Annotated in this window: 15 protein-coding genes and 1 riboswitch; of the genes, 9 read left to right on the forward strand and 6 right to left on the reverse strand. The window is 68.2% G+C overall.

The window, feature by feature from the left end; genetic code table 11:
- Window positions 1-110 precede the first annotated feature (110 nt).
- From AC3DET_RS04685 to AC3DET_RS04695, 3 genes are read left to right on the forward strand one after another with little or no spacing between them, the layout of a single operon-like run.
- Window positions 111-773: a YceI family protein gene (locus AC3DET_RS04685; RefSeq protein ID WP_488390862.1), complete on the forward strand. Its 663-nt coding sequence runs from the start codon at window positions 111-113 to the stop codon at window positions 771-773.
- Entirely contained in the window at window positions 770-1,402 is a 633-nt protein-coding gene (locus AC3DET_RS04690; RefSeq protein ID WP_488390863.1) for a cytochrome b, read from the forward strand. Before AC3DET_RS04685 ends, AC3DET_RS04690 begins: the two co-directional genes overlap by 4 nt.
- Window positions 1,389-1,949 carry a YceI family protein gene (locus tag AC3DET_RS04695; RefSeq protein WP_488390864.1) on the forward strand — a complete coding sequence of 187 codons (561 nt, stop codon included), beginning with the start codon at window positions 1,389-1,391 and terminating at the stop codon, window positions 1,947-1,949. Before AC3DET_RS04690 ends, AC3DET_RS04695 begins: the two co-directional genes overlap by 14 nt.
- Before the next feature lie 12 nt (window positions 1,950-1,961).
- Here the strand turns inward: AC3DET_RS04695 and AC3DET_RS04700 are convergent, their stop codons facing one another.
- The gene (locus tag AC3DET_RS04700) at window positions 1,962-2,435 is read right to left on the reverse strand and encodes a hypothetical protein (protein WP_488390865.1); all 474 of its coding nucleotides are present in this window, start codon (window positions 2,433-2,435) and stop codon (window positions 1,962-1,964) included.
- Window positions 2,432-2,656, reverse strand: coding sequence for a glutaredoxin family protein (locus tag AC3DET_RS04705; RefSeq protein ID WP_298125639.1), 225 nt, complete (start codon window positions 2,654-2,656; stop codon window positions 2,432-2,434). Before AC3DET_RS04705 ends, AC3DET_RS04700 begins: the two co-directional genes overlap by 4 nt.
- A gap of 72 nt (window positions 2,657-2,728) precedes the next feature.
- Between AC3DET_RS04705 and AC3DET_RS04710 the strand changes: the two genes are divergently transcribed.
- The gene (locus AC3DET_RS04710; protein WP_488390866.1) at window positions 2,729-4,111 is read left to right on the forward strand and encodes an L-serine ammonia-lyase; all 1,383 of its coding nucleotides are present in this window, start codon (window positions 2,729-2,731) and stop codon (window positions 4,109-4,111) included.
- A 10-nt stretch (window positions 4,112-4,121) separates the two neighbouring features.
- Complete coding sequence (locus tag AC3DET_RS04715; protein WP_446537676.1) at window positions 4,122-4,463, forward strand: nucleoside triphosphate pyrophosphohydrolase family protein; 342 nt, start codon at window positions 4,122-4,124, stop codon at window positions 4,461-4,463.
- Between the two features lie 281 nt (window positions 4,464-4,744).
- On the opposite strand, the gene AC3DET_RS04720 is transcribed toward AC3DET_RS04715, so the two are convergent.
- The gene (locus tag AC3DET_RS04720) at window positions 4,745-5,161 is read right to left on the reverse strand and encodes a helix-turn-helix transcriptional regulator (RefSeq protein ID WP_488390867.1); all 417 of its coding nucleotides are present in this window, start codon (window positions 5,159-5,161) and stop codon (window positions 4,745-4,747) included.
- A gap of 269 nt (window positions 5,162-5,430) precedes the next feature.
- Between AC3DET_RS04720 and AC3DET_RS04725 the strand changes: the two genes are divergently transcribed.
- Both AC3DET_RS04725 and AC3DET_RS04730 read left to right on the forward strand, forming a co-directional pair.
- Window positions 5,431-8,469, forward strand: a complete 3,039-nt coding sequence (locus AC3DET_RS04725; RefSeq protein ID WP_488390868.1) for a two-component regulator propeller domain-containing protein — start codon at window positions 5,431-5,433, stop codon at window positions 8,467-8,469.
- Window positions 8,470-8,560: 91 nt separating this feature from the next.
- Complete coding sequence (locus AC3DET_RS04730) at window positions 8,561-9,532, forward strand: alpha/beta fold hydrolase (RefSeq protein ID WP_488391169.1); 972 nt, start codon at window positions 8,561-8,563, stop codon at window positions 9,530-9,532.
- Window positions 9,533-9,550: 18 nt separating this feature from the next.
- Here AC3DET_RS04730 and AC3DET_RS04735 read toward each other — a convergent pair whose 3' ends face one another.
- The 3 genes from AC3DET_RS04735 to metX are packed head-to-tail and all read right to left on the reverse strand — an operon-like array spanning window position 9,551 to window position 12,890.
- The gene (locus tag AC3DET_RS04735) at window positions 9,551-10,627 is read right to left on the reverse strand and encodes a homoserine dehydrogenase family protein (protein ID WP_488390869.1); all 1,077 of its coding nucleotides are present in this window, start codon (window positions 10,625-10,627) and stop codon (window positions 9,551-9,553) included.
- The gene (locus AC3DET_RS04740) at window positions 10,624-11,847 is read right to left on the reverse strand and encodes an O-succinylhomoserine (thiol)-lyase (protein ID WP_488390870.1); all 1,224 of its coding nucleotides are present in this window, start codon (window positions 11,845-11,847) and stop codon (window positions 10,624-10,626) included. The genes AC3DET_RS04735 and AC3DET_RS04740 overlap by 4 nt, the downstream gene beginning before the upstream one ends.
- The gene (gene metX, locus AC3DET_RS04745) at window positions 11,844-12,890 is read right to left on the reverse strand and encodes a homoserine O-succinyltransferase MetX (RefSeq protein ID WP_488390871.1); all 1,047 of its coding nucleotides are present in this window, start codon (window positions 12,888-12,890) and stop codon (window positions 11,844-11,846) included. The genes AC3DET_RS04740 and metX overlap by 4 nt, the downstream gene beginning before the upstream one ends.
- 91 nt (window positions 12,891-12,981) lie before the next feature.
- Window positions 12,982-13,098, reverse strand: a riboswitch (SAM riboswitch).
- Between the two features lie 113 nt (window positions 13,099-13,211).
- On the opposite strand from metX, the gene AC3DET_RS04750 reads away from it, so the two are divergent.
- Together AC3DET_RS04750 and AC3DET_RS04755 are read left to right on the forward strand one after the other, a co-directional pair.
- The gene (locus AC3DET_RS04750) at window positions 13,212-14,303 is read left to right on the forward strand and encodes a phytase (protein ID WP_488390872.1); all 1,092 of its coding nucleotides are present in this window, start codon (window positions 13,212-13,214) and stop codon (window positions 14,301-14,303) included.
- Complete coding sequence (locus tag AC3DET_RS04755) at window positions 14,300-15,226, forward strand: peptidoglycan DD-metalloendopeptidase family protein (RefSeq protein WP_446537682.1); 927 nt, start codon at window positions 14,300-14,302, stop codon at window positions 15,224-15,226. The genes AC3DET_RS04750 and AC3DET_RS04755 overlap by 4 nt, the downstream gene beginning before the upstream one ends.
- Window positions 15,227-15,268 lie beyond the last annotated feature (42 nt).

The following is a 15,268-nucleotide window of genomic DNA, read 5'->3' on the forward strand; positions in this document are numbered from 1 at the left end:
ACCATTCCTGCCCGCCTTCATTCCCTGGTTGCCCCTCGGGCATCGTCGCAACGGACCGTTGCACGCGCAAGCGGGGTATCTTCATGGGCCGGCCCCTAGAATCCGTCCCCATGCCCGGATCGTCCTCCCGCCGCCTGTTGTTGCGCGCCCTCTGCCTCGCGGCCTTGCTGCCGGCGGCCGCGTCCGCGCGAGACGCACTGGCCGAGTACCGGCTGGACCCAGTGCATACACGGGTGATGTTCGCCATCAGCCACGCCGGCTTCTCGCAAGCCATCGGCACTGTCTCCGGCAGCACCGGCACCCTCGCTTTCGATCCCGGCGACTGGACGCGCGCGCGCGTCGATGTGCGCGTACCGCTGGCGCGCGTGGACCTGGGCGACGCGGACTGGAACAAGGCCACGCTGGCGAAATCCCTGCTGGATGCCGAAGACCACCCCGAAGCGCATTTCGTGTCCACGCGCGTGGAGCCCATCGACGCGGCACATGCACGAGCGCACGGGGAACTGACCTTGCGCGGCGTCACGCGCGACATCGTCCTCGATGTCGTGCTGAATGCCGTCAAGCGTCATCCGATGCCACCGTTCCGCCGTACGGTGGGATTTTCCGCCACCACGACGATCAGCCGCGCCGATTTCGGCATCACGGCATGGAAGTCGGTGATCGGCGACCAGGTGGAACTGCGCATCGAAGCCGAAGCCACGCACGACGGCAAGGCCGACGACCGCAACACCGACATCCTGCCTTCCCCGCCACCGCCGGAGCCGACGCCATGACCCTCAAGAACACCGACCAGCGCTGGGGTGCGATCAGCCAACTGTTCCACTGGCTCATCGTGGTGCTGATCCTGGTGATGGCCTACCTCGGCCTGACCATGGGCGACCTGCCCAACGGGCCGCGCAAGATCGACATCTACGCGCTGCACAAGTCGATCGGCCTGACCATCCTGGCGCTGGTCGTACTGCGCGTGCTGTGGCGTGTGTATGCCGGCGCACCGGCGCCGGTGCCGGGCACGCCCACCTGGCAGCAGCGCATCGCGTCGGTGACGCACGTGCTGCTGTACGCGCTGCTGTTCGCCATTCCGCTGTCGGGCTGGGTGCTGAACTCGTCGGCGGGCTATCCGCTGCAGTGGTTCAAGCTGTTCAACCTGCCAGCCATCACCGGGCGCAACGACGGCGTGCACGAAGCGGCCGAAGGCGCGCACGAACTGCTGTTCTGGGTACTCGTCATGCTGGTGGTCGCCCATGCCGCTGCCGCGCTGTACCACCACCTCTTCCAAGGCGACGCCACGCTGACCCGCATGCTGCCGGGCCGCGCCAAGGCCGCGTCGCCCGCCCCCGCGGCGGTCGCCGCGCCGGTGACCCTTTCCCCCACCCCGCAGGATTCCCCCGATGAAAACCCCTGACCGCGCGCGCCTCGCGCTCGCCTCCCTGTTGCTGGTCACCGCGCCGGCCATGGCCGCCGACTACGTGCAGGCCCCCGGCTCCACGCTGGTCTTTGCCAGCAACTACCAGGGCGAAACCTTCACCGGCAAGTTCGGCAGCTTCACCACCACGATGAGCTTCGATCCCAAGCAGCTGGCCACCAGCAAGCTGGACGTCGCCATCCAGCTCGCCGGCACGCAGACCGGCAACAAGGACCGCGACGACACGCTGGTCTCGGCCGACTTCTTCAACGTGGGCAAGTTCGCGCAGGCCCGCTACACGGCGAGCAAGTTCCGCGCGCTCGGCGGCAACCAGTACGCCGCCGACGGCACGCTCACGCTGCGGGGCGCCAGCAAGCCCGTGACGCTGACCTTCACCTGGACGCCCGGTGCGCAGCCGGTGCTGACGGGCAAGGCCACCGTGAAGCGCCTGGACTTCGGCATCGGCGGCGGTGACTGGGCCGATACCTCGACCATCCCGAATGACGTGGCCATCAGCACGAAGGTGGTACTGAAACCCAGGCCCTGAGACCCGGCATCTTCAGCCGGCCGGCACCGCAGGAATGCCGAAACACCCGCGCCTGCCCGCTTCGTCCGTGAGGCAGGCGCGATGTGCACCCTCCCCCGCCGCCGCAACGTCGGGACGGATGACGAGACCGAACACGTCGCCTGCCTGCGTCAGCAGGACGGTTTCCCAGATCGTGTCGTTGCTGCCCAGTTGCGGAAACCCCTGCCCATCGTGGTCCGCCGTCCGCAAGGGAGCGTCGGCGGCATCGCGCAGCATGCGGCGCAGGTTGCGCAGATCGAGATCGGCGGGCGCGCTGGTCACCGCTTTCAGCAGCACGATGCGTTCGATGGCATCCACCGGCAGCACCTGCGAGAGCGTCCGGCCTTGCCACGCGAAAGCCTCGGCACGGCCCGGGCCCGTCTTCACCAGGTCCACGTCCGTCGCCGAGGCACTGCCGGATGCGATGCCCAGCAAGGCAAGCCAATGCGACCAGGCGCGCATGTTCATGGCAGCCACGCCTTCACACGGTCCGCACTGAACGGCCAATCCAGCTCCGCCCCCGTCGCGTCGTCGCGCAGCACCGGCACCCGCGCGCCGTAACGCGCCTCCAGCACGTCGTCATGGTCGATGAAGACGCTTTCGAACGCCGGTACCCGTGAAGCGGCCAGCACGTCCAGCGCCAGATCGCACAGGTGGCAATCGTCACGCTGGTAAAGGATCAGGGGCATCGAGGTCCTCGTTCCGGCAATCTGCTGCGACGCGGGAAGGGTTGTCCGCGCCGGCGGCATAGAATACGCGGCATGGCAGTCAGCACGTTCGACCTCTTCAAGATCGGCATCGGTCCCAGTTCGTCCCACACGGTCGGCCCCATGCGGGCCGCCGCGCGTTTTGTCGCCCGCTGGCTGGAAGAACCCGGCCGCCTGCACGACGTGGCGCGGATACGTGCGGAAGTGTTCGGTTCACTGGCCCTGACCGGCCGCGGCCACGGCACCGACAAGGCCGTGCTGATGGGGCTGGAAGGCCATTACCCGAACGAGATCGACCCGGACATCATCCCGCCGGCGCTGGAGCGCATCCGCAAGGACAAGCGCCTGCTGCTGGGCGGCACCCACGCGGTCGCCTTCGACGAGAAACGCGACCTGCTGATGAACAAGCGGCAGAAGCTGCCCTACCACACCAACGGCATGCGCTTCACCGCCTACGACGCGCAGGACGAGGTGATCGCCACGCGCGACTACTACTCCGTCGGTGGCGGGTTCGTCGTCAATCAGGATGACGCCGCAGTGGATCGCATCGTCGCTGACGAGACCCCGCTGCCGTATCCGTTCAAGAGCGGCGACGAGCTGTTGGCCCAGTGCCAGCGCAGCGGACTGAGCATCGCCCAGCTGATGTTCGAGAACGAGAAGGCCTGGCGCAGCGAGGACGAGATTCGCGACGGACTCCGCGCGATCTGGAACGCCATGCAGTCGTGCATGGCGCGCGGCATCCGCGAGGAAGGCACCCTGCCCGGCGGCCTGCACGTCTCGCGGCGCGCACCCGCGCTGCACCGCGAACTGTCCAGCAAGCCCGAAGCCGCCATGCGCGATCCACTGACCGTGCTGGACTGGGTGAACCTGTATGCGCTGGCGGTGAACGAGGAGAACGCCGCCGGTGGCCGCGTGGTCACCGCGCCCACCAACGGCGCGGCCGGCATCATCCCGGCGGTACTGCACTACTACGACCGTTTCTGTCCCGGCAACAGCGAGCAGCGCGTGTTCGATTTCATGCTCACTGCCGCGGCCATCGGCATCCTCTACAAGGAAAACGCCAGCATCAGCGGCGCCGAAGTGGGCTGCCAGGGCGAGGTGGGCGTGGCGTGCTCGATGGCCGCGGGCGGGCTGGTCGCCGCACTCGGCGGCACGCCGAGCCAGATCGAGAATGCGGCCGAGATCGGCATGGAGCACAACCTGGGCCTGACCTGCGATCCGATCGGCGGGCTGGTGCAGATTCCGTGCATCGAACGCAACGCGATGGGCGCGGTGAAGGCGATCAACGCCAGCCGCATGGCCATGCGCGGCGACGGCAAGCACAAGGTATCGCTGGACAAGGTCATCAAGACCATGCGCGACACCGGCCGCGACATGCAGGACAAGTACAAGGAAACCAGCCGCGGTGGGTTGGCGGTGAATGTGATCGAGTGTTAGGCGGCATGACGTGAATCTTCACGACCTTGAAAAGCTGGCATTGCGTCTGAACGAGCTTTACGAGCAGCTTGAGATCAAACGTTATGGCCGCGTCTGGACCACTGAGGAACTGGCACTCGGGTTCGTCGGAGACGTTGGTGACCTGGCAAAGCTGATCCAGGCCAATGCCGGCGTCAGGCATATCGATGACTGCAAAGCCAAGCTTGGCCATGAACTGTCTGACTGCCTGTGGTCAATCATTGTTCTGGCGCACAAGTGCGGCATCGACTTGCAGGGCGAGTTCGTCGGAAATGTCACCGAACTGACCGAGCGTGTCTCCCGCGAACTGGGTGCAGATGCAGGTGCCACCTGACAGGTTCGCCCAAACCTGATCTTCTTTTTCGGCAGGCTTGATGCTGTCCCCCGGATACGGCCTCCGGCCTCATGCAGGCCACGCGGCAACGACAGCCTGTTGACCCGCCCCCAGATATCCCGTTCCCGGTGAACCTGTCGAACCACGAACGGGTGTGGTCAGGGTAGCCCAGGCAGAGCGCAGCCAAACCAGCGCTCCGTGAGCCCAGCCCTGGGGCACTACCGAGCTACGCGGCTACCGTAACAAGGACCGGTCCGATCACTCCGCTCCTCGAGACAGCGTCATCGAGCGCCAGCATCGCGGCGGGACGGCTCACACGCCGCGCTGTCCCGATCACAGTCAGCTGTCGCCCGGTTGTCGCGCTCGGCCATGCCTTTGCCGATGGAATACCCAAACCAGACAACCAAGCACACAAGCAGCACGGCGGGCATGAGCCATGAAGACGCGACGCTCGCCGGCTTGGGCAGCGAAGGCCCCGTAGAGATGTCGATTGGCAGCTGAGTCCCGGCGATCAGACGCACTGGTACGTCCAGAGCCGCAGCCAATGCCATGCACGTTTCTTGGGATGCTGCCGAGCCTGCCTCGATCCGCTGCAGCGTCCGCGTGCTCAGCCCGGCGACCGTCGCCAGATGCTCCTGCGACCATGCGCGCTGTTCCCTCAGAGTTCGGATCCGTTCCGCGTTCAGTTTCATGTCCATGATGGTTTCAGGGTCCATGCCAGTGTAGGTGAGCCGTAAGCGTCGGAGGAGGACCGTCCCGGTACCACGACAAGAACCCGACACCAGGGCGACACCGCCCGCGGCGATGCCGCGCTTTCCCTTTAGGCACGCGGGTCCGCGCCGATACCCTTTTTGGTAAACCTACTTACCGGAGACGCGCCCTGTCCGACCACACGGACACGACCCGCCGTGCCCGCCCGTCCTGGCGGCACCGACTGGCGGCCTGGTGCCTGCCCCTGCTGGGCGGGATGGCGGCGTTTTGTCCGTCCGCACAGGCGCTCGACCCCTCCAAGTCGTTCCACCACTACGTGCGCAATCACTGGGCGCTGGAACAGGGCCTGCCCCAGCTGAGCGTCCTGGCCATCGCCCAGGACCGGCCGGGCTACCTCTGGTTCGGCACCCAGGCCGGGCTCAGCCGCTTCGACGGGGTGCGCTTCACCAATTTCGACCTGGACAACACGCCCGGCCTGCCCAGCACGTGGATCGAGGCGTTGCACACCGATGACGAAGGACGCCTGTGGATTGGCACGCCACAGGGGCTGGCGGTGCGCGAAGGCAACCAGGTCACGCCGCTGGCCCTGGCCGACGGCGAAGCACCGGGCGTGGTGGACGTGAACGCGCTGGCGCGCGATGCCCGCGGAAGGCTGCTGGTGGCCTCGAACCGGGGCGTGATGGTGGTCGTTGGTCACCGCCTGCAGACCCTCCACCGGATCGAGGACGGCGGCGCGCTGGCCCTTCATGTCGACGCCGACGGGACGCTATGGGCCGGTAGCCGCGGACGGGTGCACGTCTTCGATGGCGCAGGCGAACGCACGCTGACACTGCCCGGCAACGTCTCCGCGGACGCGATCACCTCGCTGGCACGCCACGATGGACGGCTCTGGGCCGGGTGCGGTACCGGCCTGTTCGTGTTCGATGGCCGCCGCTGGCAGCGGCACGGCGAAGTCGCGCCGGTGAGTGGCGGCGTGCAGGCACTGCACGAGGACCACGACGGCATCCTGTGGGCGAGCACGCGCGACACGCTCTACCGCTTTCGCCAGGGCCGACTGCTGGAACGGATCCGCGCCTCAGGTCCGCTGGCGGAGATCCGCGCGCTCTACGAAGACCGTGAATCCAACCTCTGGCTGGGCAGCAACAACGAAGGCGTCAGCCGCACCTGGAACGGCTGGACGCGCCGTTACAGTCGAGCGGAAGGGCTGGCCCAGCCTCTGCTGTGGTCGGCCGCGCGGGCCCCCGATGGCCGTACATGGGTGGGCAGCGACGACGGCGTGAGCGTGCTGGAAAGCGGGCGTTTCCGCACGCTGATACCGGGACGCGCACTGCCGCATCCCGCCGCCTACAGCCTGTTGCCCGAGAACGGGCAGACGTGGATCGGAACGCGCAACGGCGCGGCGCTCTACCGCGATGGACGCGTGCAGCGTCCGCGCATGCTGGCGGCGATGGACACCGCGCAGGTCAACGGCATCGTGCGTGACCGGAGCGGACGGCTCTGGTTCGCCACCAGCACCGGGCTGTACCGCTGGGATGGCGGAGACCGGCTGCACCGCTACGCCGAACAGGCGGGCCTGCGCGACATCCGCGTGCGCGTACTGCTGGAAACCCGTGACGGCCGCCTGCTGGTCGGCACGCAGAGCGGCCTGTACGAGTTCGTCGACGAGCAGTTGCTCGCAATCCCGTTTGGCGGCACCGGCCTGGACGCGCCGCACATCGTCGCATTGCACGAACTCGCCGGCGGGCAATGGGTGGCAGGCACGCTGTCGGAGGAAATGCTGCTCCTGTTCGACGGCCAGCGCTGGACGCGCCTGGACAAGCAGCGCGGCATTCCCGCAAACGCCGCGTTCTTCTTTGGCGAGGACGCCAGCGGATTCCTCTGGGTCGGTGGCCTGCGCGGGATCTATCGGGTCGCCGTCGCGGACCTGCTGGCCGCCACCGAAGATCCCGGTGTGCGCGTCAACGCCAGGACGCTGCTCAACGAACGCGGCGACCGCCACGGCGGCCAGAAGGGGGACTGCTGCAATGGCGCGGGCAACAGCCGCGGGTTCCTGGTCGACAACGCTCTATGGCTGCCCACGCGCGACGGCGTGGTGGTGATGGCGACGGACCAGGACCTGGCCAACGCCTACGTGCCCGAATCGGTGGTCGAACGCGTGCAGGTCCAGGGCAAGTGGCGCCCGGCGGATCCCGCCGCCGACTGGTCGCTGCCCAGCGCGGCGCGCGACCTGCGCTTCGAGTTCACCACCCTCAGTTTCCAGGCCTCGGACCACATCGACATCCGCTATCGCCTGAAGGGTTACGACGAAGACTGGCGGTTGCTGGAAGACCCCCACCAGCGCAGCGCGACCTATACCAACCTGCCCGCAGGGCGTTACGTGTTCGAGATCATCGGCACCAACAACAGTGGCGTATCCGGCCGTGCCGCCGCCACGCAGTCGTTCTCCATCGCTCCGTATTTCTACGAGAGCGCATGGTTCTACCTGCTGGTGGCGGTCAGCCTGGCGATCCTGGTGGTGCTTTCCAACCGCTGGGTGCTGCGACGCCACCACAACCGGCGCATCGCACTGGAACGGCTCGTGCAGCAGCGCACGCGGGACCTGCAGCAGGCCAACCGGCAACTGGAAGCCATCAGCCTCACCGACCCGCTGACCGGCCTGCACAACCGTCGCTACCTGACCCGGCAGCTCCCTGCCGATATCGCGTACTACCAGCGCATGCCCGGCTTCGCGGCCGGGGTCGACGTACTGGCCTTCGCGCTGCTGGACATCGACCACTTCAAGTCGATCAACGATGGCCATGGCCACCAGGCGGGTGACCACGTGCTGCAGACCGTCGCGCATCGTCTGCGCACGCTGTCGCGCGACGGCGACTACGTGATCCGTTGGGGTGGGGAAGAATTCCTGATGGTGTTCAGGCCGATGCCGCGGCACGAGCTGCACGCGCTGGGCCGGCGCATCTGCACCGCCATCGCCGCACAACCGATCGAAGTGGCCGGCGGTCACCTGCAGGTGACCGCCTCCCTGGGCCTGATCGGCTATCCCCCTTTCGCGACCGCGCCCGACCTGCTGGGCTGGGAACAGCTGGTTTCGCTGGCGGATCGCGCGCTGTACGAGGTGAAGGCGAACGGCCGCAATGGCTGGGCGCTCTACGAAGCCACGACGTCGCCATTGCCTCCGCTCGATCCCGACCTGCTGCGCCGCGACCCCGGCGAGCTGGTCCGTCGCGGCAACCTCGCGTTGCGCGGCCCACATCATCCGCTCGCCACACCGCCAGCATCTCTGCCGCAGGATTGACGTCATCCGAAGGGCATCCGCGATACGCTGGCATGCCACGTTGCGGAACCGTTGCATGAAGACTGTTCGCTGGAAGCTGGCCACGTTGGCGATGACCCTCGCCACCCTCCCGCCCGCGCATGCCGAGGCACTGCCCCGCCACGGCGCACGGCTCGAGGGGTTCGACTACCCGCACCCGGTGCGGACCTTCGCAATCGCATCACAGGCCCAATCGCTGGAGATGGCCTATCTCGATGTCGCGCCTGCAGCGCCGAACGGCCGTACCGTCGTGCTGCTGCACGGCAAGAACTTCTGCGCCGCCACGTGGGAGTCGGCGATCACCGCATTGACGGAAGCCGGCTACCGCGTGATAGCACCGGACCAGATCGGCTTCTGCAAGTCGGCCAAGCCGCAGCGCTACCAGTATTCCTTCGACCAGTTGGCTGCCAACACGCATGCCCTGCTGGCGGATCTCGGCATTCGGCGCGCGGTGGTCGTGGGTCATTCGATGGGCGGCATGCTGGCCACGCGCTATGCGCTGCAGTATCCGCAGGCCACGCAGCAGCTGGTGCTGGTCAATCCGATCGGGCTGGAGGACTGGAAGGCCGTCGGCGTGCCGTGGCGGAGCATCGATGCCTGGTACGCGCGCGAGCTGAAAACCTCGTTCGACACCATCCGCGACTACCAGCGCACGGTGTACTACGGCGGCGAGTGGAAGCCGGAGTACGAACGCTGGGTGCGGATGCTGGGTGGCATGTACGCAGGCGACGGCCGCGACGCGGTGGCATGGAGCCAGGCGCTGACATCGGACATGGTGTTCAATCAGCCTGTCGTCCACGAATTTCCGCGGATCACCGTACCGACGACCCTCTTCATCGGCCAGAAGGACCGCACCGCCATCGGCAAGGATCTGGCATCCCCCGAACTGGCGAAACGGCTGGGCGACTATCCTGCGCTGGGCAAGCGGGCAGCCGCTGCGATCCCCGGCGCGACGCTGGTCGAGTTCGACGACCTGGGGCACTCGCCGCAGGTGGAAGCCCCGGCGCGCTTCAACACGGCGTTGCTGGACGCCCTGACGCCATGACGCGCCCGGAAGGGACTGCTACGCCGCCTGCGAGATCGCCAGTACGTCGTCCAGCAGCGCCGCCGCGGTGACGTCCGCGCCGGCGCCCGGGCCCTGCACCACCAGCGGCTGTTCGGCGTAGCGGTCGCTGTAGATCGCCACGCGATTGTCGGTGCCGCCACCGCCGCACAGCGGATGATCGACCGGCAGTGCCTGCAGGCCGACGCTGGCGCGTTCGGCATCGAAGCGGCCAAGGAAACGCAGGCGCGCGCCATTCCGGTAGGCGTCCTTGAAACGCGTTGCCAGCGGTGCATCCAGTTGGACGAGCGCCGCGTCCAGTTCCGCCAGCGGCAGCGCGGCGAGCTCCGCCGGCACCAGCGAATCCACCCGCACGTCTTCGGTCTGCAACGGGAAGCCCGCCGCACGCGCCAGGATCAGCAGCTTGCGGCGCACGTCCTCGCCGGACAGGTCCAGGCGCGGGTCGGGCTCGGTGAAACCGGCCTGTCGCGCCTGGCGGACGAAGCCGGAGAACGCGCGCATGCCGTCGTACTGGTTGAACAACCACGCCAGCGAACCGGACAGCACGCCTTCGACGCGATGGATGCGGTCGCCGCCAGCCACCAGCGCGCGCAGGCTGCGCAGCAGCGGCAGTCCCGCGCCGACGGTGGCGGCATCGCCGTACTGCGCGCCGGAATCCGCTCGTGCACGCGCGATGGCCTGTGCGCGCGGCAGCGAGCTGCCACTTCCCAGCTTGTTGGCCGTCACCACATGCACGCCCCGCGACAGCCATTCCGCATGCCAGTCCGCCACGGTCTCGCTTGCCGTGGCATCCACCACGATATCGCCGGCACGCAGAGCTTCGCCCTCCGCCCACGGTGGCAGGTCGTCAGCGCGGGCGACGGCCTGGTTGGCATCATCCAGTGCCTGTCGCACGGACACGTCGCAAGGCTGCAAGGCGCGTGAATTGGCCAGCCATGCCAGCGTCGGCACATGCAACGCGCGCTCCTGCAGGCGCTGGTAACGTGCGACGAAGGCACTGCCCACCACGCCCGTCCCCAGCAGCGCCAGTTTCGGCGCGGCACGCGGCGCGGTGGCCAGCCGTACGACGGTGCTCATGCGTCGGCGAGCCTGCGTTTGGACTCGGCCACCACGGCTTCGGCGCGCGCCAGGGCGGCAGCGATGTCGGCCAGCAGGTCGTCGGTGGCCTCGATGCCCACCGACAGGCGCAGCAGGCCGTCGGAGATGCCCGCCTTGGCGCGCGCTTCCGACGTCATCGCCGCATGCGTCATCGTCGCCGGGTGCGCGACCAGGCTTTCCACACCGCCCAGCGATTCGGCCAGGGTGAAGTAGCGCAGGCCCTCGACGAAGGCGCGCACGGCTTCTTCGCCGCCGTCGAGTTCGACGCTCAGCATGGCGCCGAAACCCTTCTGCTGGCGCGCCGCCACCGCATGACCGGGATGCGACACAAGCCCGGGGAAGTAGACCTTGGATACCACCGGATGCCCATCCAGCAGCGCAGCGATGGCATCGGCATTCTCCTGGTGCACGCGCAGGCGGGCATCCAGCGTGCGCAGGCCGCGCAGGGTCAGGAAGCTGTCGAACGGCGAGCCGGTCAGGCCCAGTGCATTCGCCCACCAGACCAGCTGCTGGTGGGTTTCCGCATCGCGCGCTACCACCGCGCCACCGACCACGTCGCTGTGGCCGTTGATGTACTTGGTGGTGGAATGCAGCACGACGTCGGCGCCGAATTCGATCGGCGTCTGCAGCGCGGGCGACAGGAAGGTGTTGTCCACCACCGTACGCGCGCCGGCCTTGTGCGCGGCCTCGATGACGAAGCGCAGGTCGGTGATGCGCAGCAACGGATTGGACGGGGTTTCGATCAGCACCAGCTTGGGCGACTGCGCCAGCGCATCGGCCAGCGAGCGTGGATCGGTCAGGTCGGCGGTGATCAGTTCGAAGTGACCCTTCTTCGCCAGCGCGTTGAACAGGCGCCAGCTGCCGCCGTAGGCGTCGTGCGGCACCACCAGCCGATCGCCCGGCTCCAGCAGCGCGTTCAGCACCAGCGTGATCGCGCCCATGCCGGTGGCGGTGACGACGGCGCCGGCACCGCCTTCCAGTTCGGCCAGCGCCTCGGCCAGCAGGTCGCGCGTGGGATTGCCGCTGCGGGTGTAGTCGTACTCGCGCTTCTGCGCGAAGCCGGCGAAGCTGAAGTTCGACGACAGCACGATGGGCGGCGTGACGGCGCCGTAGGCGGTATCGCGGTCGATGCCGGCGCGCACGGCGGCGGTGGCGGGACGACAGGCGGTGTCGGCGTCGGTGGGGATGAAGCTGCTCATGCGAGGTCTCCGGCGGCGCGCAGGGCCGAGGTGAGGATGGAATCGATGCGGTCGGTTTCTTTCAGGAAGGCGTCGTGGCCGTAGGGGGAGCGCAACACGCGCAACTGGCCCAGCGTGCCGAGGCCTTCCACCAGCGCCACGGAGTCGGACAGCGGCACCAGGCGGTCGCCTTCCACCGCGACCACAAGGGTGGGCACGCGGATGTCGGCGGGGTCGACGCGGTGCAGGTCGATGGACTCGGACAGGCGCACATAGGCGGTCACCGGCGTACGCGCGACGTACTGCGCACCGGCGGCATCCAGGTAGTCCTCCGCGGCGACGCGCACGCGGCCGTTGACGATTTCCGGTGCGGTGTCGAAGCGCTCGCCGAATTCCTCCGGCGTGCGGTAGCTGAGCATGGCGAACTGGCGCGCCAGCGACAGGCCCTGCGCGTCGGCGCATTGCAACTGGCCCAGCGTCACCGCACGCCGCTGCAGGGCGCGCCAGGCGGCCGCATACGGATGCGCGCGATGGGCACCACTGACGGCGATCAGCTTCTTCACGCGTTCGGGATGGCGGGCAGCGAACTGCAGGCCGACCAGCGCACCGTACGAGTAACCGACGAAGGCCTCCAGACGCGCGATGCCCAGTGCGCCCAGCAGCTTGGCGATTGCATCGGCCTGGTCAGCGGAATCGATCGGCGCATCCAGGCGGCCGTCGGCGCCGATGAAATCGAACGCAAGCAGTTGCCGCTGCGCCGGATCCAGCGCGCGGCCGGCGCCAACGAGGTCGTTCAACCAGCCGTTTTCGGGGAACACATGGCTGGCGGTCAGGTGGCGGTGCGCGGAAATACCGCCGGCCACGAAGACCACGGGTGCACCCACCGGCCCCTGCAGCTCGTAGCGCAGCGTCACCGCGCGCGTGCCGGCATGGCGCATGGCCAGTTCCACCACCACTTCGCCGCGCAGGGCGCGGGGCGCGTCGTCCTGCGTGGAAGACAGCGGGAGGCCCTCGAGCGACGAAGGCTCGGCAAGGCGATGGAGCGAAGGACTGACGAAACTCATGGCGGCATCCGGTGGGCGTGATCCCTTGCGGGACGGGACTGCACCACCGAGCTTCGCGGAGCTCGCGTTCGCCGTGCTGAGGACACGGTACGAACCATCTTCCGGCAGACGCTGAGGTCCCCGCAGGATTTGGCACCTACACGGCGCTTGCGCGTCGCTGGCTGCCCCGGCTTCTTCGGGCCTGTCCCTCTGCCGGTCTCGATGGTGAGGCTACTCTGCCGCCGGTTTCCGCCTATGTCAATCGCTTTATTCGGATGAAGCGATGAAATTTGACGCCGGTCTCCCTGCCGGCCGCCACAGCGATAACGCATAATTCACAACATGACCCGGAATTGCCTCCTGGGCGGTCTCTGCGCGGCGCTGCTGGCCGCCTGCTCCACCGCCCCCCTGCACACCTCCACCCCGCCCGCGCCTCCGCCCAGGACCGCAGCCGACGCCACCATTGCGGAAGCCTGGGTCTCCGACCCGGTCGCCGGCGACGAACTCGATTCGCTGGTGGCATGGCCCGCGGAGGACGGCCAGGTCTGGCTGATCGCCACGGCCAAGGCCACCCACCACCTCGCCATCTACGACGCGGACACCGGCCAGCGCCTGCGCACGGTCGGTACGTCCGGGAGTGCAGTGGGCCAGTTCAACCGCCCCAACGGCATCGCGGTGTTCGGCGACCTGCTGTTCGTGGCCGAACGCGACAATCACCGGGTGCAGGCGTTCCGGCTGCCGGAGTTCGCGCCGCTGGGCGCGTTCGGGGCTGACGCGCTGCGCGCGCCGTACGGTCTGTGGGTGCACGAAACCGCGCCGGGCCAACTGGAGTTGTTCGTCACCGACAGCTTCATGGCCGATTTCCGCACCATGAAGCTGCCCCCGATGGAAGAATTGTCCGGGCGCGTGAAGCGGTTCCAGGTACGCGTGGAAGACGGTGGCAAGCTGGAGGCCAGCCTGGTGGGCGAGTTCGGCGACACGGGTGCGGCGGGTGCGCTGCGCATGGTGGAGTCGATCGCCGGCGATCCGGTGCACCAGCGCCTGCTGGTGGCCGAAGAGGACCGCCGCGTGGGCTCCACGCTGCGCGACTACACCCTGTCCGGGCGCTACAACGGCCACAGCCTGCCGGTGTTCGACGCCGATGCCGAAGGCATCGCGCTGTGGGCATGCAGCGCCGAGGACGGGTACTGGGTGGCGGTGGACCAGCTGACCCCGACCCGCTTCCGCGTGTTCGACCGCACCACGCTGGCGCCCCGCGGCGTGTTTTCCGGGCAGGTGACGGCCAATACCGACGGCGAGACGGTCTACGCGATGCCGACCAGGCGTTTCCCGGCCGGCGCGCTGTTCGCGCTGCACAACGACGTATCACTGGCCGCCTTCGACCTGCGCGACATCGCCCGCGCACTCGACCTGCAGGGCGACTGCCCACGGTGAGCGCACGCGTACTGGCCCTGGCCTGCGGCGTCGCCGTGCTGGTTGCCAGCATCGGCGCCGTCCACGCGGCCCGCCTGTACCGCTGGAAGGACAAGCAGGGCTATACGCAGTACGGCGACCAGCCCCCGCCGCCCGACCAGTTGGCGGACAGCAGCCTGGACGTCATGCGGTTCCGCAATCCGCCCAGTGCGCTGGTGCGCCTGCGGCTGGAGAAACAGGGCCTGCGCTACCAGGCCTGGGCCGACAACCTGATGCATGGGCCGGTGGAAGTGCAGCTCGGCTTCCGTCGCCAGCGCGACGTACGCAGCGTGCCGGCCTTGCCCGCCCGCGCCGTGGTCCCGGCGCGCAGCAGCGTGCTGGTGGCCGACATCGGGGTGACGGACCCGCTGCGGGGCGGCGACTTCGAACTGACCCTGGACGGCATGCCCGGCGATCCGGACAGCCGCCCGCAGGACTACGAGTACCGTCTGCCGTTCGACTACGGACGCGTGCGCGTGGACCAGGGGCCCGGTGGCCGGTTCAGCCACAGCGACGCGCAGAACCTGCACGCGGTCGATTTTGCCGTTCCCGAGGGCACCCGGATCGTGGCGGCCCGCGAAGGGCTGGTGATGCAGGTGGAATCGGATTTCGACAAGGCAGGGCTGAACCGCGAGAAGTACGGCGGGCGCGCCAATTTCATCCGTATCCTGCATTCCGACGGCAGCATGGCGCTGTACGCACACCTCAAGGCGGAAGGCGCACAGGTGCGCGTGGGCCAGTACGTGCGCAAGGGCCAGTACATCGGACTGTCGGGCAATACGGGGTTCTCCACCGCACCGCACCTGCATTTCGTGGTGCAGGCCAACCGTGGCATGCGGCTGGAATCGGTGCCGTTCCGCATGTTCGGCCCCCTGGGACGACTGCAGTTCCCGGCCAGCCGTTGAGCCGGCGCCGACGATCCATCCCCCGCGCCCCGCTATAATCGC

Source organism: Pseudoxanthomonas sp. 97-1-1, assembly GCF_057773125.1.

What these genes read in the sequence shown, in the direction of transcription:
- AC3DET_RS04685 (WP_488390862.1), top strand. Translation starts at nt 111, where the DNA reads ATGCCCGGATCGTCCTCCCGCCGCCTGTTGTTGCGCGCCCTCTGCCTC.
- AC3DET_RS04690 (WP_488390863.1), top strand. Translation starts at nt 770, where the DNA reads ATGACCCTCAAGAACACCGACCAGCGCTGGGGTGCGATCAGCCAACTG.
- AC3DET_RS04695 (WP_488390864.1), top strand. Translation starts at nt 1,389, where the DNA reads ATGAAAACCCCTGACCGCGCGCGCCTCGCGCTCGCCTCCCTGTTGCTG.
- AC3DET_RS04700 (WP_488390865.1), bottom strand. Translation starts at nt 2,435, where the DNA reads ATGAACATGCGCGCCTGGTCGCATTGGCTTGCCTTGCTGGGCATCGCA.
- AC3DET_RS04705 (WP_298125639.1), bottom strand. Translation starts at nt 2,656, where the DNA reads ATGCCCCTGATCCTTTACCAGCGTGACGATTGCCACCTGTGCGATCTG.
- AC3DET_RS04710 (WP_488390866.1), top strand. Translation starts at nt 2,729, where the DNA reads ATGGCAGTCAGCACGTTCGACCTCTTCAAGATCGGCATCGGTCCCAGT.
- AC3DET_RS04720 (WP_488390867.1), bottom strand. Translation starts at nt 5,161, where the DNA reads ATGGACATGAAACTGAACGCGGAACGGATCCGAACTCTGAGGGAACAG.
- AC3DET_RS04725 (WP_488390868.1), top strand. Translation starts at nt 5,431, where the DNA reads ATGGCGGCGTTTTGTCCGTCCGCACAGGCGCTCGACCCCTCCAAGTCG.
- AC3DET_RS04730 (WP_488391169.1), top strand. Translation starts at nt 8,561, where the DNA reads ATGACCCTCGCCACCCTCCCGCCCGCGCATGCCGAGGCACTGCCCCGC.
- AC3DET_RS04735 (WP_488390869.1), bottom strand. Translation starts at nt 10,627, where the DNA reads ATGAGCACCGTCGTACGGCTGGCCACCGCGCCGCGTGCCGCGCCGAAA.
- AC3DET_RS04740 (WP_488390870.1), bottom strand. Translation starts at nt 11,847, where the DNA reads ATGAGCAGCTTCATCCCCACCGACGCCGACACCGCCTGTCGTCCCGCC.
- metX (WP_488390871.1), bottom strand. Translation starts at nt 12,890, where the DNA reads ATGAGTTTCGTCAGTCCTTCGCTCCATCGCCTTGCCGAGCCTTCGTCG.
- AC3DET_RS04750 (WP_488390872.1), top strand. Translation starts at nt 13,212, where the DNA reads ATGACCCGGAATTGCCTCCTGGGCGGTCTCTGCGCGGCGCTGCTGGCC.